This is a genomic window from Actinomadura spongiicola (genome assembly GCF_003432485.1).
In the GTDB taxonomy this organism is placed as follows: domain Bacteria; phylum Actinomycetota; class Actinomycetes; order Streptosporangiales; family Streptosporangiaceae; genus Spirillospora; species Spirillospora spongiicola.
The window spans coordinates 201,376-224,381 of the sequence record NZ_QVNQ01000009.1 but is presented as its reverse complement, the minus strand read 5'-3'; the positions used below and the strand labels follow the sequence as shown (position 1 = coordinate 224,381).

The following is a 23,006-nucleotide window of genomic DNA, read 5'->3' as shown; positions in this document are numbered from 1 at the left end:
GCCGTCGGCGGGGCTCACCGGTCGGGAAGGAGCGCGGCGTCCACCACGTCGGTGAGCCGTCCGCGCCTCCGGTAGGCGTCGCGCTGGCGCTCCGCGCCGGTCCCGCCCGTCAGGAGACGCTGGACGCCGCGCGTGACCGTGCCGAGATCGCCGGAGTCGCGCAGGGCGGGCAGCACATGCGCCAGCAGGTCGCCGGTCAGCTCCCGGAACCCGGCGGCCCGTCCCGTGCGCACGTCCAGGCCCGTCCCGGCCAGGCCGTCCCGCGCGGCCAGCCAGTACGCCGCGCGCAGCAGCTCCTGCGGCGGGTCGGGCGGCCGTTCCCCCGCCTCCACCGCGGCGGACGAGACCTGCACCAGCGCCCGGATCAGCGCGGCGAACACGGCGGCGTCCGCGGCGGTCGGGGCGACGTCGCCGAGCCGGATCTCCACGGTCGGCAGCCGCGCCGACGGGCGCACGTCCCAGAAGATCGTGCCGGTGTCCATCAGCGCGCCGCAGCGCAGCAACGTCGCGACCAGGTCCTCGTAGTGGGCGGTCGACGCGAAGAACGGCGGCGGTCCCGCGACCGGCCACCGCGCCCACGTCATCGCCCGCCAGCAGGCGTGGCCGGTGTCGCGCCCGGCCCAGTACGGCGAGTTCGCCGCCAGCGCCAGCAACGTCGGCAGCCAGGGACGCAGGTGGTTGCTGACCTGGACGGCCCGCTCACGGTCGGGCATCTCGACATGGACGTGGCACGAGCAGATGCTCTGCTCGTCGTCCAGACCCCGGTAGGTCGCGCGGCTCTTCGCGTAACGCGCCCCGGCGCCGATCGGCGCGGGGATCAGTTCCCCCAGCACCGGCGTCCCGGTCGCGGCGAGCCGGACGCCCTCGGCCGCCGCGCAGGCCGCCATCGCCGACCGCATCGCGCGGACCTGCTCCTCCAGCTTGCCCAGATCGTCGCACGGCGGCGTCTTCGCCTCGGCGAGGAAGTCGACCAGCTCGGTGGAGGCGCGCTCGCCCAGTGCCGCGGTGGCCCGCCGCACGACGGCGGCGGCCCGGGGGACGACCTCCCGGGACACGGGATCGACGACGAAGTACTCCTCCTCGATGCCGAATCGCGGGGCCATCCCACCACCTCGGACTTGGGAGCGACGCAGGCGGCCTTCTTCGAAGGTACGTCGCCGCGGCGCCGAGGGCTACTGCCGGGGGTCGTCCACGACGACGTCGGTCATGATGTCGACGGCCAGCGCGACGATCCCGCCGAGCACGGCCAGCGCGGCGCCCGCCCCGAAGACCGCCCAGTTCGGGCCCAGGGTGATGCCCACCCCGCCGACGATGAATCCGGCGAAGATGATGGTCACCGCGACCCAGGACTTGGGGCGCCCGGCGTGGCTGCCAGTCGACATGCGTTCGTCTTCCCTCTACGAGGTTCCGGTGGGGGCTACGACGCCGAACTCTAGCAACGCGCCCCCGCGCGGTGATCGGCGGTCCCCCCATTCGACGACGGATCGGCGGGCCCACTTTAGAGTCGCATTCGGTCTCTCGCCTACGATCCGGGACATGACGGTGCCGCCTGAGCGACTCGAACTGGCCGCCGCCTTCCCCCCGGCCGAACGTGACCGGTGGCGGGAGATGGTCAAAGGGGTGCTGCGCAAGTCCGGCGCGGCGACGGACGACACGCCGCTCGACGAGATCGAGGGCCTGCTGACCCGTGACTCCTACGACGGGGTTCCGATCGCCCCGCTCTACACCCGGGAGGACGCCCCGCCGGGCCGTCCCGGGCTCGCCCCGTACCTGCGAGAGGTCCGCCCGGACGGGGAGGGGGTGGCCGGATGGGACGTCCGGCAACTCCACGCGCATCCCGATCCCGCCGTCACCCGGGACGCGATCCTCGCCGACCTGGAGAACGGCGCCACGTCGGTCTGGCTGCGACTCGGCGGCGAAGGCGGACTGCCCGTCGCCGCGCTGCCGGAGGCGCTGCGCGGCGTCCTGCTCGACCTCGCGCCCGTCGCGCTGGACGCGGGAACACGGACGGCCGAGGCCGCGGACGCGTTCCTCGCCCTCGCCGCCGAGCGCGGGAACACGGCCGAGGCGTCCGGCAACCTCGGCGCCGACCCGCTCGGGCTGGCGGCCCGCACCGGCACGCCCGGGTCCCTGGACGAGGCGGCCACGCTGGCCGCGCGATGCGTCCGGGAGTTCCCGCGGCTGCGCGCGGTCGTCGCCGACGGCACGCCGTACCACGACGCGGGCGGCGCCGACGCAGAGGAGCTCGGCGCGGCGGTCGCCGCCGGAGTCGCCTACCTGCGCGCCCTCACCGGCGCCGGACTGAGCGTGGACGAGGCGTTCGGCCAGATCGAGTTCCGTCTCGCCGTGCACGCCGACCAGTTCGCCTCGATCGCCAAGCTCCGCGCCGCCCGGCGGCTGTGGGCGCGGGTCGCCGAGGTCTGCGGCGCCGCCGCCGGGACGTCGGCGCGGATCCACGCCGTGACGTCGTCGGCGATGATGACGCGCCGCGACCCGTGGGTGAACATGCTGCGCACCACCCTGGCCGCGTTCGCCGCCGGGGTCGGGGGAGCGGACGCCGTGACCGTGCAGCCGTTCGACGCCCGTCTCGGCCTGCCGGACGACTTCGCCCGCCGCATCGCCCGCAACACCCAGACCCTGCTGCTGGAGGAGTCGAGCCTTGCCCGGGTCGTCGACCCGGCGGGCGGGTCCTGGTATGTCGAGAGCCTCACCGAGGGGCTCGCGCGGGCCGCATGGGCGTGGTTCACCGAGATCGAGAAGGCCGGCGGTCTCGCCGCCGCCCTCGCCTCCGGCCTCGTCGCGGACCGGATCGCCGCGACCTGGGCGCGGCGCCGCGCCGACATCGCGCGGCGCAGGGCTCCGCTCACCGGGGTCAGCGAGTTCCCCCATCTCGCCGAGACGCTCCCCGCCCGCGTCCCGGCGCCGCCGGCGCCCGGCGGGGGGCTCCCCGTCGTCGCCTACGCGCAGGACTTCGAGGCCCTCCGCGACCGCTCCGACGCCCACACCGAGGTGACCGGCGCCCGCCCCAGGGTCTTCCTCGCGACGCTCGGGCCCATCGCCGTCCACACGGCACGCGCGTCGTTCGCGGCGAACCTGTTCCAGGCGGGCGGCGTCGAGACGGTCACCGGCGCGCCCGAGGAGTTCGGCGCGTCCGGGACGACCGTCGCCTGCATCTGCTCCAGCGACGACCTGTACGAGGATCGGGCCGCGGAGACGGCGCGGATCCTGCGCGAAGCGGGCGCGGTGAAGGTCTGGCTCGCGGGTAAGGGAACCTACGAGGGGGTCGACCGCACGTTGTACGCGGGGTGCGACGCGATCGACGTGCTGGAGACCACCCTCCGTGACCTGGGAGTGAACGAATGATCCCCGACTTCAGCGAGATCGGCCTCGGGACGCCTCCCCCCGCCGACGAGGCCGCCGAACGGTGGCGCGCCGCGGTGGGCGGCGGAGTCGGTAGCGCCTCCTCGACACGCGACGCCGTCGAGGACTGGGACACGCCCGAGGGCATCGGCGTCAAACCGCTGTACACCGGGGACGACCTGGCCGGCCTCGACTTCCTCGACACCTACCCGGGCATCGCGCCGTTCCTGCGCGGCCCGTACCCGGCGATGTACGCGACACAGCCGTGGACGATCCGCCAGTACGCCGGGTTCTCCACAGCCGAGGAGTCCAACGCCTTCTACCGGCGCAACCTCGCCGCCGGGCAGAAGGGCCTGTCGGTCGCGTTCGACCTGGCCACCCACCGCGGCTACGACTCCGACCATCCGCGCGTCTCCGGCGACGTCGGCATGGCGGGCGTCGCGATCGACTCCATCTACGACATGCGGCAGCTCTTCGACGGCATCCCGCTGGACCGGATGAGCGTGTCGATGACCATGAACGGCGCAGTCCTGCCCGTCCTCGCGCTCTACATCGCGGCGGCCGAGGAGCAGGGGGTGGCGCCCGAGGCGCTCGCGGGGACGATCCAGAACGACATCCTCAAGGAGTTCATGGTCCGCAACACCTACATCTACCCGCCGCGGCCGTCCATGCGGATCATCTCCGACATCTTCGCGTTCACGTCGCGGCGGATGCCGAAGTACAACTCCATTTCCATCTCCGGCTACCACATCCAGGAGGCCGGGGCGACCGCCGACCTGGAGCTGGCCTACACCCTCGCCGACGGCGTCGAGTACATCCGCGCCGGGCGCGAGGCGGGCCTGGACATCGACGCGTTCGCGCCTCGCCTGTCGTTCTTCTGGGCGATCGGGATGAACTTCTTCATGGAGATGGCCAAGCTCCGCGCCGCGCGGCTGCTGTGGGCCAAGCTCGTGAGGACGTTCGATCCGAGCAACCCGAAGTCGCTGTCGCTGCGGACGCACTGCCAGACGTCCGGCTGGTCGCTGACCGCGCAGGACGCCTACAACAACGTCGCCCGCACCTGTATCGAGGCGATGGCCGCCACGCAGGGCCACACGCAGTCGCTGCACACCAACGCCCTGGACGAGGCCCTGGCGCTGCCGACCGACTTCTCGGCCCGGATCGCCCGGAACACGCAGCTCGTCCTGCAACAGGAGTCGGGGACGACCCGCACGATCGACCCGTGGGGCGGCAGCGCCTACGTCGAACGGCTCACCTACGACCTCGCCCGCCGCGCCTGGGGCCACATCACCGAGGTCGAGGAGGCCGGGGGCATGGCGCGGGCCATCGACGAGGGCCTGCCGAAGCTGCGCATCGAGGAGGCCGCCGCCCGCACCCAGGCCCGGATCGACTCCGGCCGCCAGCCCGTCATCGGCGTCAACAAGTACCGCCCGGACACCGAGCAGCCGATCGACGTCCTCAAGGTCGACAACGCCGCCGTCCGCGGCCGGCAGATCGAGAAGCTGCGGCGGCTGCGGGAGGAACGCGACGAGACCGCGGCGCGGGCCGCGCTGGACGCGCTGACCCGCGCCGCCGCCGCGGCCGAGGACGGCGCCCGCCCGGACGGCCTGGAGCACAACCTGCTGACCCTCGCGATCGACGCGGCCCGTGCCAAGGCCACCGTCGGGGAGATCTCCGGCGCGCTGGAGAAGGCGTACGGGCGGCACGCCGCGCAGATCCGTACGATCTCCGGTGTGTACCGGGAGGAGGCGGGACGGGTGACCGCCATCGAGAAGGCCCGCGCGGCGACCGCCGCGTTCGAGGCCGCCGAGGGCCGCCGCCCCCGGATCCTCGTCGCGAAGATGGGGCAGGACGGCCACGACCGCGGCCAGAAGGTCATCGCGACCGGGTTCGCCGACCTCGGCTTCGACGTCGACGTCGGCCCGCTGTTCCAGACCCCCGCCGAGGTCGCCCGGCAGGCCGTCGAGGCGGACGTGCACATCGTCGGCGTCAACAGCCTCGCCGCCGGGCACCTGACGCTGGTGCCCGCGCTGCGCGAGGAGCTCACCGCCCTCGGCCGCTCCGACATCATGATCGTCGTCGGCGGCGTCATCCCGCCCGGGGACTTCGACGCGCTGCGCGCCGCGGGCGCCGCCGCGATCTTCCCGCCGGGCACCGTGCTGGCCGACGCCGCGATCGGGCTCCTGGACGAGCTGACCGCCGAACTGGGGCATTCGGCGCGGTGAAGCCCGGCCTGGACGACTACGCGGCGGGCGTGCGGGACGGGTCGCGGGCCTGGATCGCGCGGGCGATCACGCTCGTGGAGTCGACACGTCCCGACCACCGGGAGCTGGCGCAGAAGCTGCTGGTCGAGCTGACCCCGTACGCCGGGGACGCCCGCCGCGTCGGGATCACCGGCGTGCCCGGGGTCGGGAAGTCCACGTTCATCGACGCGCTCGGCACCCGCCTCACCGGCGCGGGGCACCGGGTCGCCGTCCTCGCCGTGGACCCGTCCTCGACCCGGACGGGCGGCAGCATCCTCGGCGACAAGACCAGGATGCAGCGCCTCGCCGGCGACCCGAACGCGTTCATCCGCCCGTCGCCCACGGCCGGGACGCTCGGCGGCGTCGCCAGGGCCACCCGCGAGGCGATGGTCGTCATGGAGGCCGCCGGGTACGACGTCGTCCTCGTCGAGACGGTCGGCGTCGGCCAGTCCGAGACGACCGTCGCCGAAATGGTCGACTCATTCCTGTTCCTCACCCTCGCGCGCACCGGCGACCAGCTCCAGGGCATCAAGAAGGGCGTCCTGGAGCTGGCCGACGTCATCGCCGTCAACAAGGCCGACGGCGAGCACCAGCTGGAGGCCAAACGCGCCGCCCGCGAACTGTCCGGGGCGTTGCGGCTGCTGCGCAGCGACGAACGCGTCCGGGACACGCCCGTCCTGACGTGCAGCGCCAAGGAGGGCACCGGCCTGGACACGGTGTGGGCCCGGCTCGTCGAACACCAGGACCGGCTCCGCGAGTCCGGGGAGCTGGACGAGCGGCGCCGCCGCCAGCAGGTCGGCTGGACCTGGGCGATGGTCCGCGAACGCCTGCTCGGCGACCTGTACGCGCACCCGGAGGTCCGCAGGGTGGCGCCGGGGCTGGAGCGCGACGTCGCCGCCGGCGCCCTCACCCCCGCACTCGCCGCCGAGCGGATCTTGGAGGCGTTCTCGCGGGACCGCTGACCCGTGTTCCCGCACGACCGAAATAGCGGGTTGCCGGGGGGCCGGGTCACGGCGGACGGCGATCAGGTACAACAGTCGGATGGACGTCATCGCGATCGATGATCCGACGGACGCGCAGCTCCGGGAGTGGCACGACGTGCTCACCGTGGCCCACGCCGTGGGCCCCGCCGGCGACCCGGCCCCCGACCCCGGGCTCACCGCGCGGCACCTGCTCGCCGGCGAGGACGGATCGCGGCGGCGGCTGTGGGCGGTGGTCGACGGCGACCGCCTCGCCGGGGTGGCCGCGGTCCGGCTGCCCGGCGAGCCCGGCGCCGGACGTCCGGGCGAGGTCGACATCCAGGTCCGGCCCGCGCTGCGCCGCCGCGGGCTCGGCGGGCGGCTGCTGGCCGCCGCCGCGGAGGGGCTGCGCGCCGACGGCCGCACCAGCGTGATCTCCCAGGTCCTCGCGGGCACCCCGGCCGTCCCGTTCCTGGAGTCGCACGGCTTCGAATGCGTCCTGACCCTGCGGGGCATGGTGCTGAGGATGGACGACGTCCCGGCGGAACGGCTGGCGTGGCTGCTCGCCGACGGGCCCGCCGGGTACCGGCTCGTCCGCTGGCGCGGCGTGGTGCCCGACGAGCACGCCGCGGCCCTCGCCCGCGCCAAGCACGCCATGGCCGACTTCGCCGAGTACGAGGGCAAGCCCTGGGACGCGCACCTCGTCCGCGAGACGGAGGAGGTCGTCGCCGAACGCGGCGACGACCTGTACACCGTCGCCGCGCTGTGCGGGGACGTCGTCGCCGGATTCACCGAGGTCGTCGTGCCGCACGGCGCCGCCGGACGCGCCGCCCAGTACGACACCGCCGTCGTGCCCGAGCACCGCGGCCGGCGCGTCGGCATCTGGATGAAGGCGGCCATGCTGCGGTGGCTGGCCGACGCCCGGCCCGAGATCCGCGAGATCGAGACCGACAACGCGGGCGACAACGCCCACATGCTCGCCGTCAACGAGGAGCTCGGCTTCCGCGTGGAGCGCGAGTCCCGGGAATACCTGGCGGACGTCGCCGCCCTCCCCACCCGCTGAGCGCACCGCCCCCGCGCCGGAGGCCCGCGCGGGGACCCGAAAATGCGTTGCCCCGAACCCGGCCGTATCGGCACTCTTATGGAGGTTTCCGGGAAATGCTCGGAAGCCGATAATTGCCGAAGCATTTCCTCGTGGTTCAACGGAAGAACGCCGCACCGTTAATGCGGGTGTCCAGGTTCGAATCCTGGCGGGGAAGCGGCACGCGGGCTAGGGAGGTGACCCGGTGAACGTGCTCGTCCTGAACGCGTCGTACGAGCCACTGCAGAAGGTGGACCTGCGGCACGCCATTCGCATGCTGGTGCGCGAGGTGGCGGTCGTCGAGGAGGCGGAGGAAGGCCGTACCTTCGGCCGTTTCCCCGTTCCTCGCGTCCTGCGGCTCGTCCGGTACGTCGCGATGCGCTGGCGGCACGGTCGCCGTCCGCCCTGGAGCAAGCGCGGCGTGTACCTGCGCGACCGGGGCCGCTGCTGCTACTGCGGCGGGCGCGGCAACACGATCGACCACGTGCACCCGCAGTCGCGCGGTGGCGGCGACACGTGGGAGAACACCGTCCTGGCCTGCGGGAAGTGCAACAACCGCAAGGGCGACCGCACGGTCGCCGAGGCGGGTCTGCGGCTGCTGAGCGCGCCGCGGATCCCGCGCTGGGACGAGCTCGTCGGATCCTGACGGCGCCGGACTCAAGGCCGGACTCACGGCCGGACTCAAGGCCGGACTCGGGGGCCGGACCGCCACACGGCGGCCCGGCCCCCGCGTTCGCGTGCCGGGCTTCGGTAGTATTTGCATCACTCTGTGTAATTTCGTGAAGCTTGTGAGGCTTAATTGGCGTTTGTGGTAGCGTGCGGCCAATCTTGAGCGTTGTTATCTAGGAGAGATCTTTGGCGGCCCTCGATCCCCGCGCAGGCATGGCCCGCCCTTCGCGCGGACGCACGACGGCACGGCGCCTCGCGGCGCTCGCCCTAGCGGTCGGAGTCGCCGCCGCGCTTCCACCGGCGTCCGGGAGTGCCGCGCGTCTCCCGCAGGAACCGAAGGACTCCAAGAAGAAGTACGCCGAACTCCAGAAGCGCGCCGCGAAGTTGTCGAAGGAGTACCGGGGCGAGCTCGTCCTTCTGGAGGAGACGAAGAAGGCCGCCGAACGCGCCGCCGCGGACGCCGCCTGGGCGCAACGGGAGTACGACACCGCCCGAGCCACCGTCGCCCGCCTCGCGTCCAGCGCCTACATGACCGGCCGACTGGACGTCGTCCCCCTCATCACCTCGGCCGAGCCGGGCAGCGCCGTCCACGACGCCGCGGTCGTCGAGCACATCAGCCGCAACAACGGCCGCCGCCTAGAGAGTCTCCAGGCCCTGAAGGTCAAAGCCACCCGGGCGCAGGAGGAGGCGGCGAAGAAGATGGACGCCGTCGAGAAGGAGATCGAGGACCTGGAGGGCCAGCGCGCCCGCGTGAAGAAGCTGCTCGCCAAGTACAAGCCCGAGGCCACCCGGACCCGGGCGCCGAGCGGCCGCCCCGACGGGGTGAGCGGCTCCAAGTCCACGATCATCGGGAACTCGATGACCCCGCGGATGCGCACGGTCCTGCTGGCGGTCGACGGCAGGTTCGGGCCGTTCCCGGCCATCGGCTGCGCCCGTCCCGGCGACCCGCAGGACCACGGCTCGGGCCGCGCCTGCGACTTCATGGAGAGCACCGGCGGAAGGATGCCGAGCGCGTCCGCCCAGGCCCACGGCGACCGCGTCGCCCAGTACGTGATCGCCAACGGGTCCCGCCTCGGCATCAAGTACGTCATCTGGAAGCAGCGCATCTACGACATGCGCAGCGGCGGCGGCTGGCGCACGATGGAGAACCGCGGCAGCGTGACCCAGAACCACTACGACCACGTCCACATCTCCGTCCTCTGAATTCCGTGGAGTCCGCCGCGCTGGCCCACGCTCTGAACGATCCCGCCGAGCCTCCGCTGCGCCCGCTGCCCGACCGGGTGGCCGAGCTGCTGAGGTCGCTGGACTGTCCGCCCCGGCTGGCCGCCCACCTGCGGCTCGTCCACGACGTCGCCTGGCAGATCACCGACTGGATCCAGCGGCGCCACCCCGGCCTGCGCGTCGACCGGCGGGCCGTGCTGTTCGGCGCCGCGACCCACGACATCGGCAAGTCCGTGCACGTCGCCGAACTGTCCGGGCCCGGCTCGGCCCACGAGCCGGCCGGCCGGGACCTGCTGCTGCGCCACGGGTTCGACGACGACCTCGCCCGCTTCGCGGCCACGCACGCGTCCTGGACGGAGCCCGGCGTCACCCTCGACGACCTGCTGGTGAGCCTCGCCGACAAGGCGTGGAAGAACAGGCGCGTCCCCGACCTCGAAGACCTCGTCGTGGCCCACATGACCCGGGCGACCGGCGGGCGGCCGTGGGAGGAGTACGCGGCCCTCGACGACCTCCTCACCGACATCGGCGACGCCGCCGACCTGCGGCTGACCTTCCAGGCCGCCTACCCGATCCACGGGTGAGGGGCCCGGCACGGGTGCCGTGCGCCTCCTCACCGGACGGCCGAATCAGGAGGTCAGGTCGATGACGGTGCCTTCGGCGGCGGAGCGGGCGGCGGCCTCGACGACCTCCAGGCCCGTGATCGCGTCGGCGAGCGTGACCGGAGGGGGCGCGTCGCCCGTGAGGGCACGGGCGACGGCCGCGTAGAAGTCGTGGTAGGCGCCGGGCAGGGTCGGTTCGGGACGCTCGTCGCCGGGCGTGCCGATCACCCCGTACGATTCGGCCGGGACGGCGCCGTAGCCGGCGTCCGCCGGGGTCAGGCCGCCGCGCAGCCGCTCCTCCTGCGCGTCCATCCCGGTCACCGTGTAGGCGGCGCGGCTGCCCAGCACCCGCAGCCGCGGGCCGGGCCGCGCGGCCGTCGCGCTCGTCCACAGGTGGGAGCGGACGCCGCCGCGGTGCGCCAGGGCGACGAACACGTCGTCGGGCGAGGTCCCGGCGGGGCGGCGCGTGTCGATCTCGGCGTACACCGTGGTGGGACGGCCGAACAGGGCGACCGCCTGGTCGATCAGGTGGGTGCCGAGGTCGAACAGGACGCCGCCCGCGTCCCGCGGGTCCGCGCTCTCCTTCCAGCTCTCCGTGACCTTGGGACGCCAGCGCTCGAAGCGCGACTCGAAACGCCGGATGTCGCCCAGCGTTCCCGAGGTGATCAGGTGCTGCGCGGTCCGGTAGTCGCCGTCCCAGCGGCGGTTGTGGAACGGGAACACCGGCAGGCCCCGGACGGCGCTCAGCGCGGCCAGCGACCGGGCGTCCGCCGTCGACGCCGCCACCGGCTTGTCCACGACGACGGGCAGGCCCGAGGTCAGCGCCGTCCGGGCCAGTGGAACGTGCCATCGATTCGGCGCGGCGACCACGACCAGGTCGTAGGCGCGCGCCGAACCCCACAGCCGGTCCGGACCGTCGACGACCTCGGTGTCCGGATACCGCTCCCGGACGGCCCGCCGCCGCTCCGCGTCCCCGGTGACGACCGCGGCGAGCCGCATCCCGGGAACCGACGAGATCAGCGGAGCGTGGAACACCGAGCCGCCGGTGCCGTATCCGATCAGCGCAACACGCAGGTCCATCCCCAGATCATTACCGATGCCGTGGTGGCGGCGGGGACCCGGGCGGCCCGGAGCGGCGTCAGTCGAACAGATCGGGCTGCTCGCGGGTGATCTGGTCGTAGAGGGGCTGGTAGTTGATCCAGCCGACGAGATCGTTGCCGATCTGGCCGTGGGTGAGGACGGCGTTGTCGTGCTCGATCGGGACGACCGGCCCGGCGGCCTTGGCGAGCAGTTGCACCTGGCAGGAGCGTTCCATCGTGATGAACCACCAGGCGGCGGCGTCGACGGTGTCGCCCACGGTGAGCAGGCCGTGGTTGCGGAGGATGACCGCCTTGGTCGCGCCGAGGGCCGCCGCGATGCGCTTGCCCTCCTCCAGGTCGGTGACGACGCCCGTGTAGTCGTCGAACAGCCCGTGGTCCTGGTAGAAGGCGCACACGTCCTGTGTGATCGGTTCCAATCGCTGTCCGAGTGCCGAGAGGGCACGCCCGTAGGTGGAGTGGCTGTGCGCGGCGGCGACCACATCCGGCCGAGCCTGGTGGATCTGCGAGTGGATCGCGAACGCGGCCTCGTTGACGGGGTACCGGCCCTCGACGACCCTGCCCTCGTGGTTCACGAGGATCAGGTCGCTGACCCGCACGTGCTTGAACGAGATGCCGAACGGGTTGACCCAGAAATGGTCGGCGCGCTCCGGGTCACGAGCCGTGATGTGCCCGGCCACGCCCTCCTCGAAGCCGAACCTGCCGAAGACGCGCAACGCGGCCGCGAGACGTTCCTTGCGATGGCGGCGCTCGTCCTCGACGTCGTCGAACGTCGGCGGCAGCCGGAAGATCAGGTCGGTGGGCAGCTTCTCCAGGAACTCGTCCTCGTCGGACATCGCGTACTCCTCCGCTCGTCTATGACCACCGAACACCATTCTTCGGTGTCCGGCCAGGGCCTCCTCCGAACCGGTGGCCGGCGCGTGCGAGACCGTGGTCTATTTGGGGACACGTCCCGGTTGGGGGGACGTACGGGGACGAGGAACGGAGGGGACCGGTGACCGTACCGAGGATCGGCACGGTGATGTGGCCCATGCGGTCGTGGCCGGAGACGGGGGAGCTGTGGCGGCGCGCCGAGGACCTCGGGTTCCGGCACGCCTGGCTGTACGACCATCTCGCGTGGCGGGGCACGACTCCCTGGTACGACACGTACACGACGCTGGCCGCGGCCGCCGCGGTCACCGCGCGGATCCGGATCGGCACCCTGGTCACCTCGCCGAACTTCCGGCACCCCGTCCCCACCGCGCACGCGATCAGGACGATCGACCATGTCAGCGGCGGGCGGCTGACGATCGGGGTCGGGGCGGGCGGAACCCACCGCGACTCCGACGCCGGGGTCCTCGGCGGGGACGACTGGACGCCGGGCGAACGCGCCTCCCGTCTCGCCGAATGGGTGGAGCTCCTCGACCTGCTGCTGCGGCGACCGGAGACCACGTTAGAGGGGACGTACTACACGGCGCGCGACGTCGTCCAGGAGCCGGGCTGCGTGCAGCGACCCCGCGTGCCCCTGGTCATCGCCGGTGACGGCCCACGCGGGATGCGACTCGCCGCCCGGCACGCGGACGGCTGGGTGACCAGCCCCAACGCCGGGGAAGGGGAGCCGTGGGATGTGGTGCGCTCCCGGCTGGACGCCCTCGACGCCGCGTGCGAGGCGGCCGGCCGCAAGATCGACGACCGTATCCTGCTGACCGGTTTCAGCGGCGAACCGTGGCTGGAGTCGCCCGGCTCGTTCGACGACCTCGCGGGCCGCTACGCCGAACTCGGCGTCACCGAGATCGCGCTGCACTGGCCGCGGCCCGGATCCGCGTTCGACGCCGACATGAAGGTGTTCGAGACGATCGCGGCGAACCACGCCGAGCGAGGGGAGCGTCGCTGATGCCGTTCGTCCTGCTGGCGTTCGCGATCGCGTTCGAGGTCACCGCGACGCTGTCGATGCGCGCCTCCGAGGGGTTCACGAAACCGTGGCCGTCAGTGATCGTGGTGGCCGGCTACGTGATCTCGTTCGTGTTCATGGCGAAGGCGCTGACGTCGCTGAACGTCGGGCCCGTCTACGCGATCTGGTCCGCGCTCGGCACGATCGGCGCGTTCGCGGGCGGTGTGCTGCTCTTCGACGAGCCGGTCAAACCGGTCACCATCGCCGGGGCGGTGATCGTCGTGGTGGGCGTGATCGTGATCAACCTGGGCGGGGGAGTGCACCAGGGCTGAGCGGCGCCGTCACAGCGGCTGCAACTCCAGTTGCCCGCCGAGCAGCTCGGTCGGGGTACAGCCCGACAGGGCGCGGAACTCGCGGTTGAGATGCGCCTGGTCGTAGTAGCCGCAGGCGGACGCGGCGTCGGCGAGCCCGGCGCCGCCGGTCAGCAGCTCCACGGCGCGACGGAAACGAAGCACGCGGCCCATCACCTTGGGCGGCAGCCCGGCCTGCTCCCGGAACCGGTGGGTGAGATGCCTGCGGCTCCAGCCGACGTCGGCGGCGATGTCGGCGACGGACACGGTGAAATCGGCGTTCAGCAGCCGCCACGCCCTGGCCACCTCCGGGTCGGGCACCGGCCCGGTCTCCAGCCGCCGCAGCAGGAACCGGTCGAGGACGTCGAACCGCTCGCCCCACGACGGGGTGTTCCCGAGCCGCTCCACCAGCGCGTCCGCGCCGCGGCCGAGCACCCCGGACCACTCCACGGCGACATTGGTGAGATGGGACATCGGGACGCCGAACAGGGTGTAGGCGCCGAGCGGGGTGACGTCGAGCTGGATGCCGCGCTGCCCGCCGGGGCTGACGTACATGCCGTGACCGTCGTGCATCCCGGCGACGAACGAGCCGTACTCCCGGCCGCGGACATCGCCGGGGACCTCCAGGTAGAGCGGGGGCCCGAGGTTGATGAGGACGACGGTGGCGCGGGTGGGTAGCGTCCGCATCCGGGTGGGGACGACCGCGGGCTCCCAGTACCCGTCATAGGAGCGCAGGAACGGGCGCAGCGCCGGATGCGGCCGGCCCCGCGCCAGCCACCATCCGCCCTGGTCGTCGAACTCGACCGGCCTGTCGCCCATAAGCCAGTCTTACCACCCGGCCCGGACGGTCCGGCGCCTCGTCCGCCGGACCGTCCGGGCCGGGTGGGTCGTCATGCGTCGATGACTCGGTTCAGCAGTTCCCGGTAGTCGCGCAGTGTCTGGCGGAGCCGCTCGGTGTCGGCGCCGTTCCCCTGCTCCAGCCCCTCGGCGAGCGTCCGCCGCTGCGCGGTGAGCACGCGTCCGAGCGCCTCGACGGCGTCGGACGCCAGGTCGTCCGCCTCCCGGACGGAAGCGCTCGGGTCGTCGACGAACCCCGCCTGAACCTCGTGCCAACGCTCCCGGAACCGCCCCGCCTCATCCGGGCCGAGCAGCTTCCCCCGCTGCCCCTCCACGGCGGACCGATCTCCCGCACCGCGCCCACCGCCTGGGGCGTGCTGCTCACCCGCGGTATTTCCTACGCCCGGGATGTGCTGTTCGCCTGGGGTGGACCCCACACCTGGGGTGTGCTGTTCAGCCGGGGTCTTCCCTGCGCCCGGGGCGTGCTGTTCACCCGGGGTGGGCCCAACGCCTGGGGTGTGCTGTCCAGCCGGGGTCTTCCCTGCGCCCAAGGTGTGTCCCGCACCCGAGGTGTGCTGCTCACCCGGGGTGTTCCCTACACCCGGGATGCGCTCTACACCTGCGGTGCGCTGTTCACCTGTGGTCTGGCCTTCTCCCGGGGTGCGCTGTTCGCCTGGGGCGCGCGTTCGCGCTGGGGTGCGTCGTGCCTCCAGGGCGCGCTGTTCTGTGGAAGTGCGGGGTGGTGGGGCCGCGCGTCCCGGGGCGTCCATGGTCGGGGGTTTCGGGGCGGGCCCGGCGACGTGCGTGTCGGCGGCGCCGCCGGGTTCGCCCGTCTCCGCGGCGCGGGTGTCGGGTCGTCTGTGCTCCATCGGGGGTCAGCTCCTAGGGGTCCGGCCGTCGGCGTGGCCCGCCCGCTGAGCGGGGCCGCCGGTGGACGCGGCGGGGGCGGCCAGCAGTTCCTCGAAGAGGGCCCGGTAGTGCACCATGGCCTGCCGAAGGTCCTCGGTGGACGCCTCCCCGGCCTTGGCCCGGCTGCTGATGGTGTGGGCGCGCCGGTAGTGGTCCATCGTGCGGCCGTGCTCCACCGACAGGTGGGCGACCTTCTCCTCGAAGCCGTGCGTCGGGTAGCCTCGCTCGCCCATCACCACGGTGAGGAGGCCGTCGGCCTGCTCGACCGCCGCGCCGGGGTTGTCGACGAAGCGTTCCTGGACGCCGACCCACTGCTCGCGGTACCGCTCCCGCCGCTGCGGGTCCAGCTCGCGCAGGTCGAGTTCTTCGTGGCGCTCCTCGCGCGAGCGCAGTTCCCGCTCGGCGGCGGCGCGACCGCCGTGCTTCTCCACGGCCCGGTCGTACTCGGGGCCGAACCGCTGCTTGAGTTGCCGCGTCCGCGCTCCGCTCCGAGCGAGATACGCCGCCGCGACGATGGCGGCGACGACGATGACGATGATGACGACCAATATCGCGGTCGACATGGTGTTCCCTCCAACGTGCGTCGGATCGACTGGAACGCCGATGCCCAAATAGCGACAGCCAAAACAAACCGCCATGAAATGGTCAGGTGAGGTCAGCTCCGCGGAGGGAAGAGGCAACGAAGATTTCCGACGCGCCGTTCCCCGCCGTATCCGGCCCTCTCCAGTAGCGCGAGACCACGTTCGTCTCCGTGGTACGCGCACGCCACGTCCACCCCGGCCCGCGACAGCGCCGCCGCGACCTCGGCCGTCTCCGGCTTGCCGCCGGACGACCGGCGCACCGCCGCGGACAGCACCTGCCGGTCATCGATGACCTGCGGATCCACCGGCAACAGCTTCAGATAATGGCTGTTCGGATTGACGGCCTGGGTGCGAACGGTCAGCAGCGGCACCACCCGCATCACCCCGGTCGGCATCAGCACCAGGCCGCCCGGCCCGGCGAGTTCGACCACGTCCCGCGCCGTGCCGACGGAGCCCGCCGGGACCTTCCACGCCGGACGCGACGCCACCGTGGAGCCGTTCGAGTCGGACCACACCGGATTTCCGCCCGCGACCAGCGCCACGACCAGGACGACGGCCGGGACGCCCGCCGCGCCGGCGCGCACCGGCCCCGGCCACCGCCCGGTGGGAAGCCGCACCGAGGCGAGCAGCCCGATCAGCGCCGGGGCGGGGACGACCCACATCGTCCGCCAGAGCACCTGTCCCGCGCCCGACAGGTCCGCGGCCGTCTCCAAGACCCCGGGGACGATCAGCACCGTCAGGACCGCCGCCACCCCGGTGGCCAGCAGCGCGGGGACGCCGCGGCGGGCCGTCCACGGCGACAGCCACACCGCGCACCCGCCGATCACCCCGAGCGCGCCGTGCAACAGGACCCACCGGTAGCTCCCCGGGGCGTCGTGCACCGTTCCGGGCACGGTCGTGTCGCCGTAGAACAGTTTCACGGCGAGGCCCGACCCGATCGGGTAGACGGTCGCGACACACGCGGCCAGCCCGGTCCGGACGCGGCCGGCGGCGACCAACGCCACGGCGGCGGCCCCGACGACCAGCGGCACTACGAACGCGGCGGACGACGTCAACCCGGTCGCCGCCATCCCGGCGGCGCCGAGGAGCGCGAGGTCGCCGCGGGACCGCCGTTCCGCCCACCGGGTCAGGTACACCAGGAGCAGCGGCACCAGCACCGACACCAGCACCGCCTTTCCCTGCCACATCCGCAGCAGATGGAACGAGCCGAGCGACGCCCGGCTCGTCCCGCTCCACAGCAGGTAGACCGCCCCGACCGCGAAGCACAGGACGGCGTGGCGCGGCGCCCAGGCCCGGACCAGCCGCCAGAGCGCCCACACCGCGAGGAACGTCACCGCGGGCAGCAGCGCGTACCAGACGAAGGACGCCGCGTGGACGCCGAGCATCCGCGCGACGGCACCGGCGAGGACCTCGATCGACGCCACCGGCGGCTCGCCGGAGATCTCGTCCGCCGTTCCGGGGGTGAAGATGACGTCCTTGACCGGGATCTCGCCGGTCGCGGCGGTCGCCACCGAACGTGAGACGAAGTAGGCGTCGTCGCCGTCGGTGTTGACGATGAACAGCGACGCCACGGCGAACCCGGCGCCGGTGAGGAGCGCGAGCGGCGTCCCCCAACGGGTCTCCCCGTCCCGGCGGTCTCCGTTCTGGCGGTCCCCGTTTTGGCGATCTCCGGCCGGGCGGTCCTCGACCGGACGGGTCCGGCCCGCGAGGTCCGGTTCCGCGCGGCGGGAGAGCAGGGCCGCGGTCGACGCGGCGACGCTCACGATCCCCGAAACCCACGCGCACCACCAGGGAACCCCGGACGGATGCAGCCCCGCGCACGTCCCCGCCACGACGCCCGCGCCTACGGCCACGACCACCGGCGCACGCGGCGCCGCCCCCGACACCGTCGCGCCGGAGGGCTCCCGCCACACCGGCCCGGCCCACCAGCCGCGCCGCGCCGCGTACAGCAGGGCGATGGCGACCGCGCCGACGAGCCACATCAGGAGCAGCCCGGACGTGGACGGATGGAACAGAAGCCCGAGATGGAAGACGACGGTCCACGCCGCGAACAGCAGCACCACCTGGTCGGTGAACGCGTCCACGAGCCGAGTCGCCCGCGTCCGCGTCGTCCGCTCGCCCGTCGCGGCGGTGCGGTCCAGAAACTGGATCACCTGGTTCCCCCCGTGCGCGTTCCGGGCTCTCGCCGAGGTGGTCGAGAGCACGGTGCCCTGGATCGATTCCGTTATGTGCGAAGGCCGATCCCATGCTCCCAGTAGATCCATGGTCACCGTGCGCAACCAGTTCTTCGAGTCCGTTATTGGGCGGTTTTACTGCGCTATGCCCGATGCACATGTTGCAATTGGGGCGGCCTCGGAACGAATGGATGTGATGCGCGGTGCGTCATGCGTTCGGCTTCTTCCTCGGCGTCCTGCTGACGCCCGGGCTGGTGTACGGCGCGGCCTGGGGATACGTGCAGGCCGGGCAGTCCTTCGACGGGACCGGCCAGGAGATCACCGACCGCACCCGCATCTACGGGGCGTTCGCCCTGCTCGCCGCCGTGGGCCTGGTGATGGGCGTGATCATCGTCGCGCGCTGGGCGTCGCCGCTGGTCTCACTGGTGCCCGCGCTGGCGCTCCTCGGCTTCTCCACCTGGTTCCTCGTCGACCCGGACGGCGTCCTCGACCTGCCCGGCAAGGTGCCGCCCGCCGGGGACATGGACTTCGGCCTCCGGATGCTGCTCGGCTCCGGCGTGTACGCGATGATGGGCCTGGCGCTGCTGATGCCCGCGTGGGCGCCGCGCCGCTGGAGCTCCGACCGCGACGACGCCGCCGCCGACCTCGACTTCTACTCCGGCGCCCAACGCTGACCGGGCGACGCCCCTCTCCCGGAGCCGCTCGTCACGGGGCCACGGGACGTCCAGGGCGCCGGTACGCGCGGTCGCCCCGGTAGAGGGCGGCGAGCACGTCCTCGATCCCGGCCTCCCGCAGCGAGATGTCGCGGACCTGGTGGACGCGGGTCAGCTCCGCCACGACCGTAGCCGCGTTCGCCGAGCGCGGCAGCCGCAGCCACTGCCGCGGCCCCTCCACCCGCTCCGCCTGGATGCCGTCCAGCGTGATCGGCGGACCGGGCCGTTCCAGTTCGACGACCAGCAGCCGGTCGGCGTCCACGGTGCGGCGCAGCTCGTCCAGGGCGCCGTCGTAGGCGAGCCGGCCATGGTCGATGATCAGGACGCGGCGGCACAGCCGCTCGATGTCGCCGAGGTCGTGCGTGGTCAGCAGGATCGTGGTGCCGCGCTCGGCGTTGATACGTTCCAGGAAATCGCGGACGGTCGCCTTGCTCACCACGTCCAGGCCGATCGTCGGCTCGTCCAGGACGAGCAGCTCCGGGTCGTGCAGCAGCGCGGCGGCGAGGTCGCCGCGCATCCGCTGCCCCAGGCTGAGCTGCCGGACCGGCGTGTCGAGGAACGGCCCCAGCTCCAGCAGCGCCGTCAGCTCGGCGAACCGCTCCCGGTGCGCCGCGGCCTCGACCCGGTACAGCCGCCGGACGAGCGTGAGGCTGTCGCGCAGCGGCAGGTCCCACCACAGCGTCGTCCGCTGACCGAACACCACCCCGATCCGGCGGGCCAGCGTGGTGCGCCGCCGCGACGGGTCGAGCCCGCACACCCGCAGCGTGCCCGACGACGCCGTCAGGATCCCCGTCAGCATCTTGATCGTCGTGGACTTCCCGGCGCCGTTCGGGCCGAGATACCCGACGAACTCGCCCTTGGCGACCGTGAACGACACCCCGTCCACCGCGACCAGCGGCGTCCGCGTCCGCCGCAGGAGACCCGACCTGGACCGCACGGTGAACGACTTCACGACGTTCTCGGCTTCGATCATCGTCACCGGCCTCAGCTCCCTGTCGATCGGTAGTGCCGCAACCCCGCCCGCCACGCCAGCGCCGCCGCCCCGCACAGCGCCGCGGCGACCAGCGGGGACGCGAACCGCGCCGCGCCCGGCAACCCCAGCGGGTCGGGACGGTCCAGGACGTACAGCGCGGGCTGCCAGTTGACGAACGCCAGCGGAACGACGAACGTCACGCCGCGGACGAAGTCGCGGGCGAACATGGTCATCGGATACTGGGTGAGGAACCCGCCCCCGTAGGTGAGCGACTTGCTCGCGCCGTGGATGTCGACGATCACGAACTGCACCGCCGCCGTCAGCACCCACAGCGCCCCGAAGATCGCCGCGCCGGACAGCACCATGACCGGGATCATCGCGACGCGGCCCGGCGTCCACGCCACCTCCACCCGGGCCAGCGCGAACGCGAGCGCCGCCGCCGCCGGGACGAGCTTGCCGAAGCGTCGCGGCGAGAACTCCTCCGTCGCGATCTGGATCAGCGGGCTCACCGGGCGCACCAGCATCGCGTCGAGCGTCCCCTGCCGCACGTGGTACCCGAGCCGCTCGGTGGTGCCGAACAGGATGTCGGAGATCCCGAACGACAGCGCGGACGTCCCGTAGAGGAACAGCACCTCCGACGAGCCGAATCCCGCGATGCGCGGCGCCTGCGAGAACAGCAGCACGATCGCGGCGGCGTCCAGCCCCGTGACGACGGCGGTGGCGAGGGCCAGCAGCACCATCGACACCGGATACTGCGCTGCCGCCCGGACCCAGGTCCAGACGAGCAGCCCGTACATCCTTCCCGCGTCAATCACCGTAGGCCACCACGCCGTGAGCCACGGTTCCGTCGATCGTGCCGTCAGCCACCGTGCACCACCAGCTTCCGCCGCGCCGCCCGTGTCGCCAGCGCGCCCGTCCCGAGCAGCAGGGCGGCCCACGCCGCCTGGAACGCCAGCGCGCCGACCAGTTCTACGCCGTCGTACCGGCCGAGGAACACGTCCGCCGGCACCTGGATCATGGCCGCCCACGGCAGCGTCCGCGCGACGGTGCCGAGCGTCCCGGGGAACACGACCAGCGGCAGGATCATCCCGGAGAAGAACAGCGACATCACGAGCGTGACGGCGTTCAACCCGCGGTCGTCGCGCAGCCAGAACATCCCCATCGCCACCAGGTAACGCAGCGCGAAGCTCACGGTCACCGCGAGGAGCAGGGCCACCGCGAACGCGGCGACGTTCTCGGGGGCCGGGGCGCGGAACGGGAACACCAGCGCCCCGGCCAGCAGCGGCGGCCCGGCGCGCAGCAGCAGCGACCCCGCCGCGCGGCCGAGGTCGTCGGCCAGCCACCAGCCCTGCAACCCGGCGGGCCGGTGCAGGTCGATCGCGATGTCGCCGTTGCGGATGCGCTCGGCCAGGTCCATCCCGCCGAAGATCTGGACGGGCCCGATCAGCGCCTGCGTGATGAAGCAGAAGGTGACGGCGTCGGTCGCGTCGTACCCGCCGAGGGACGGACGCACCTGCCACAGCGCGATCAACACGTAAGCGCGCATGAAGCCGAAGACGGTGTTGGTCAGAGCCTCGGTGGCGGACCCGAGCGGATACGCCGCGTGCCGGCGCAGGCCGTACCACCACACCCACGGAAGAACACCCACTTGCCGAGAGCCTAAATAGGCGAGCCGGTCCTCACCACGTAATTTCCCACAGAAAGGGCGACACGGAAACGGGCCCCGGGGGAGTCCCCCGGGGCCCGGCACGTTCCGGCCGGTGTTACGGCAGGTCGGGCTTGATGGGCGAGTAGAGCCAGTCCTTGAAGAACGCGTCCAGGTCCTGACCGGAGATCTTCTCGGCCAGGTCGGTGAACTGCTTGGTCTCGGCGTTGCCGTACTTGTGCTGCTTGAGCCAGGTCCGCAGGAGGGTCAGGAAGTGCTCGTCCCCGATCTTCTCGCGGAGGAACTGGACCATCAGGGCGCCGCCGTTGTACACGCGGTCGTTGAACATCGTGTCGCGCTTGGGGTCGCCGAGGACGACCGACCAGAACGGACGGCCCTCACGGTCCGGGAACGGCCGCGCGTCGTAGGTCGCGCGTGCCTGCTCGGCGGCGGACCTGCCACCGTTCTTCTCGTTCCAGTACCAGGTGACCCACGTCGCGAAGCTCTCGTTCAACCAGATGTCGTCCCACTGCTTCGGCGACACCGAGTCGCCGAACCACTGGTGCGCCAGCTCATGGACGATCGTGCCGGTGCTGCGGACGGCCGAGTACACCGGCTTGCTCTGGGTCTCCAGCGAGAAGCCGAGCGGCTGCCCGTTGAAGCGGGCGTCGTCGGCGATCGCGCCGGTGCTGCTGAACGGGTAGGGCCCGAACATCTTCGCCAGGCCGTCGGTGACCTGGCTGGTGGTGTTGTAGAAGAAGTCCACCGCGTCCGGCTGGCTCGCCAGGAGGACCGGGTCGACGGCGGTGTAGTTCGGCACACCGCCGGGCGTCTTGCCGTCCTTGACCTCCCACTTCCCGATGTCGATCGTGGTGAGGTAGCTCGCCATCGGGCTGTCCTCGCGCCACTTGAACACCTCGGCGCGAGTGCGGCCCTGACGACGGCTGAACGAGGTGACGGCGCCGTGGTGCGACGTGAGCCGCCCGTTGGCGACGGCGGTGAGGCCCGCCGGGACCGTCAGGGTGTAGTCGTAGGTCGCCTTGTCGATCGGGTGGTCGTTGACGGGGAACCAGGTGCTGGGCCCGTTCGGCTCGCCGCCGACGAACGCGCCGTCGGGCGTGTGCAGGAACCCGTACGGGGACCCGAACACGATCGGCGACCCGACGATCGTCTGCGGCACGCCGCCGTACGTGACGGTCGTCTTGAACCGCGACCCTTCCTTCAGGCCCTTGCGCGGCGTGATGGTCAGCTCCTGGCCGCGGCGCTTGTAGTCGGCCTTGCGCCCGTCGACCTTGACCCGCTCGACGTCCATTCCGGACAGGTCCAGGTTGAAGCTCGACAGGTTCTGCGTGGCCCGCGCGGTGATCGTCACCGTCCCGTCGAGCTGGTCGTGGTCGGGGTCGTAGCTCAGGTCGAGCGAGTAGTGGAGAGCGTCGTAGCCGCCGTTCCCCTCAAGCGGAAAGTAGGGGTCGCCGACACCGTCGGCGCCAGGGGTGAAACGCCCTTGCTGGCCGTGTCCCCGTCCCTGGTCGGCGGCGGACGCGGCGGGCGCGAGCGCCACGACGCTCACGGCGGCGACGGCGATCGGAAGCATTCGGCCGGGGGTCGCCCGGCGTGGAACGTTCCGGGAGTGACGCGCCATCAGAGATCCTCTCCCTCGAAAGATCATCTAGCGCGCCAACCATGCGCCTGATTCCGGCTGATGTCGAGGACATTGCCGGATGT

The 23,006-nt window shown here is 72.5% G+C and carries 22 protein-coding genes and 1 tRNA gene; 11 read left to right on the top strand and 12 right to left on the bottom strand.

Features of this window, described 5'->3' with window-relative positions:
- Positions 1 to 14 precede the first annotated feature (14 nt).
- Together D0T12_RS27105 and D0T12_RS27100 are read right to left on the bottom strand one after the other, a co-directional pair.
- Positions 15 to 1,103 (bottom strand): carboxylate-amine ligase, encoded by a 1,089-nt coding sequence (locus D0T12_RS27105; protein ID WP_117402835.1) that lies wholly within the window; start codon positions 1,101 to 1,103, stop codon positions 15 to 17.
- Positions 1,104 to 1,172: 69 nt separating this feature from the next.
- On the bottom strand, positions 1,173 to 1,382 hold the full coding sequence (locus D0T12_RS27100) for an HGxxPAAW family protein (RefSeq protein WP_117402833.1): 210 nt from the start codon (positions 1,380 to 1,382) through the stop codon (positions 1,173 to 1,175).
- Positions 1,383 to 1,536: 154 nt separating this feature from the next.
- Here D0T12_RS27100 and D0T12_RS27095 point away from each other — a divergent pair, with 154 nt between their 5' ends.
- From D0T12_RS27095 to D0T12_RS27060, 8 genes are all read left to right on the top strand, one after another.
- Positions 1,537 to 3,363 (top strand): methylmalonyl-CoA mutase family protein, encoded by a 1,827-nt coding sequence (locus tag D0T12_RS27095; protein ID WP_117402831.1) that lies wholly within the window; start codon positions 1,537 to 1,539, stop codon positions 3,361 to 3,363.
- Entirely contained in the window at positions 3,360 to 5,585 is a 2,226-nt protein-coding gene (gene scpA / locus D0T12_RS27090) for a methylmalonyl-CoA mutase (RefSeq protein ID WP_117402829.1), read from the top strand. The genes D0T12_RS27095 and scpA overlap by 4 nt, the downstream gene beginning before the upstream one ends.
- Complete coding sequence (meaB, locus tag D0T12_RS27085) at positions 5,582 to 6,565, top strand: methylmalonyl Co-A mutase-associated GTPase MeaB (protein ID WP_117402827.1); 984 nt, start codon at positions 5,582 to 5,584, stop codon at positions 6,563 to 6,565. The genes scpA and meaB overlap by 4 nt, the downstream gene beginning before the upstream one ends.
- Before the next feature lie 79 nt (positions 6,566 to 6,644).
- The gene (locus D0T12_RS27080; protein WP_117402825.1) at positions 6,645 to 7,625 is read left to right on the top strand and encodes a GNAT family N-acetyltransferase; all 981 of its coding nucleotides are present in this window, start codon (positions 6,645 to 6,647) and stop codon (positions 7,623 to 7,625) included.
- A gap of 125 nt (positions 7,626 to 7,750) precedes the next feature.
- Positions 7,751 to 7,821 (top strand) — tRNA-Asn (locus D0T12_RS27075).
- A 27-nt stretch (positions 7,822 to 7,848) separates the two neighbouring features.
- Positions 7,849 to 8,289, top strand: a complete 441-nt coding sequence (locus D0T12_RS27070; protein WP_117402823.1) for an HNH endonuclease — start codon at positions 7,849 to 7,851, stop codon at positions 8,287 to 8,289.
- A 236-nt stretch (positions 8,290 to 8,525) separates the two neighbouring features.
- The gene (locus D0T12_RS27065; protein WP_117402821.1) at positions 8,526 to 9,515 is read left to right on the top strand and encodes a coiled-coil domain-containing protein; all 990 of its coding nucleotides are present in this window, start codon (positions 8,526 to 8,528) and stop codon (positions 9,513 to 9,515) included.
- A gap of 5 nt (positions 9,516 to 9,520) precedes the next feature.
- Entirely contained in the window at positions 9,521 to 10,114 is a 594-nt protein-coding gene (locus D0T12_RS27060) for an HD domain-containing protein (protein WP_233526308.1), read from the top strand.
- Positions 10,115 to 10,159: 45 nt separating this feature from the next.
- Here D0T12_RS27060 and D0T12_RS27055 read toward each other — a convergent pair whose 3' ends face one another.
- Together D0T12_RS27055 and D0T12_RS27050 are read right to left on the bottom strand one after the other, a co-directional pair.
- Entirely contained in the window at positions 10,160 to 11,212 is a 1,053-nt protein-coding gene (locus D0T12_RS27055) for a Gfo/Idh/MocA family oxidoreductase (RefSeq protein ID WP_117402817.1), read from the bottom strand.
- A 58-nt stretch (positions 11,213 to 11,270) separates the two neighbouring features.
- Positions 11,271 to 12,065 carry a class II aldolase/adducin family protein gene (locus tag D0T12_RS27050; RefSeq protein ID WP_117402815.1) on the bottom strand — a complete coding sequence of 265 codons (795 nt, stop codon included), beginning with the start codon at positions 12,063 to 12,065 and terminating at the stop codon, positions 11,271 to 11,273.
- Between the two features lie 158 nt (positions 12,066 to 12,223).
- On the opposite strand from D0T12_RS27050, the gene D0T12_RS27045 reads away from it, so the two are divergent.
- Positions 12,224 to 13,102 carry an LLM class flavin-dependent oxidoreductase gene (locus D0T12_RS27045; RefSeq protein ID WP_199487726.1) on the top strand — a complete coding sequence of 293 codons (879 nt, stop codon included), beginning with the start codon at positions 12,224 to 12,226 and terminating at the stop codon, positions 13,100 to 13,102.
- Positions 13,102 to 13,431 carry a DMT family transporter gene (locus D0T12_RS27040; RefSeq protein ID WP_117402813.1) on the top strand — a complete coding sequence of 110 codons (330 nt, stop codon included), beginning with the start codon at positions 13,102 to 13,104 and terminating at the stop codon, positions 13,429 to 13,431. Before D0T12_RS27045 ends, D0T12_RS27040 begins: the two co-directional genes overlap by 1 nt.
- A 9-nt stretch (positions 13,432 to 13,440) precedes the next feature.
- Here D0T12_RS27040 and D0T12_RS27035 read toward each other — a convergent pair whose 3' ends face one another.
- The 4 genes from D0T12_RS27035 to D0T12_RS27020 form a co-directional block, all read right to left on the bottom strand.
- Complete coding sequence (locus tag D0T12_RS27035; protein WP_117402811.1) at positions 13,441 to 14,268, bottom strand: helix-turn-helix domain-containing protein; 828 nt, start codon at positions 14,266 to 14,268, stop codon at positions 13,441 to 13,443.
- Positions 14,269 to 14,339: 71 nt separating this feature from the next.
- Positions 14,340 to 14,621 carry a hypothetical protein gene (locus D0T12_RS27030; protein ID WP_117402809.1) on the bottom strand — a complete coding sequence of 94 codons (282 nt, stop codon included), beginning with the start codon at positions 14,619 to 14,621 and terminating at the stop codon, positions 14,340 to 14,342.
- A 540-nt stretch (positions 14,622 to 15,161) separates the two neighbouring features.
- The gene (locus D0T12_RS27025; protein WP_117402807.1) at positions 15,162 to 15,758 is read right to left on the bottom strand and encodes a hypothetical protein; all 597 of its coding nucleotides are present in this window, start codon (positions 15,756 to 15,758) and stop codon (positions 15,162 to 15,164) included.
- 92 nt (positions 15,759 to 15,850) lie between these two features.
- Positions 15,851 to 17,929, bottom strand: coding sequence for a DUF6077 domain-containing protein (locus tag D0T12_RS27020; protein WP_117402805.1), 2,079 nt, complete (start codon positions 17,927 to 17,929; stop codon positions 15,851 to 15,853).
- 224 nt (positions 17,930 to 18,153) lie between these two features.
- Between D0T12_RS27020 and D0T12_RS27015 the strand changes: the two genes are divergently transcribed.
- Positions 18,154 to 18,624 (top strand): hypothetical protein, encoded by a 471-nt coding sequence (locus D0T12_RS27015; RefSeq protein WP_117402803.1) that lies wholly within the window; start codon positions 18,154 to 18,156, stop codon positions 18,622 to 18,624.
- Between the two features lie 31 nt (positions 18,625 to 18,655).
- Here the strand turns inward: D0T12_RS27015 and D0T12_RS27010 are convergent, their stop codons facing one another.
- The 4 genes from D0T12_RS27010 to D0T12_RS26995 all read right to left on the bottom strand — a co-directional run bounded on the left by D0T12_RS27010 (position 18,656) and on the right by D0T12_RS26995 (position 22,875).
- On the bottom strand, positions 18,656 to 19,636 hold the full coding sequence (locus tag D0T12_RS27010) for an ABC transporter ATP-binding protein (RefSeq protein ID WP_117403021.1): 981 nt from the start codon (positions 19,634 to 19,636) through the stop codon (positions 18,656 to 18,658).
- Positions 19,637 to 19,647: 11 nt separating this feature from the next.
- On the bottom strand, positions 19,648 to 20,451 hold the full coding sequence (locus tag D0T12_RS27005) for an ABC transporter permease (RefSeq protein ID WP_325050846.1): 804 nt from the start codon (positions 20,449 to 20,451) through the stop codon (positions 19,648 to 19,650).
- Between the two features lie 44 nt (positions 20,452 to 20,495).
- Positions 20,496 to 21,284, bottom strand: a complete 789-nt coding sequence (locus tag D0T12_RS27000) for an ABC transporter permease (protein WP_117402799.1) — start codon at positions 21,282 to 21,284, stop codon at positions 20,496 to 20,498.
- A gap of 115 nt (positions 21,285 to 21,399) precedes the next feature.
- A complete protein-coding gene (locus D0T12_RS26995; protein ID WP_199487725.1) occupies positions 21,400 to 22,875 on the bottom strand; it encodes a M1 family metallopeptidase in 1,476 nt (491 codons plus the stop codon).
- Positions 22,876 to 23,006: the final 131 nt, after the last annotated feature.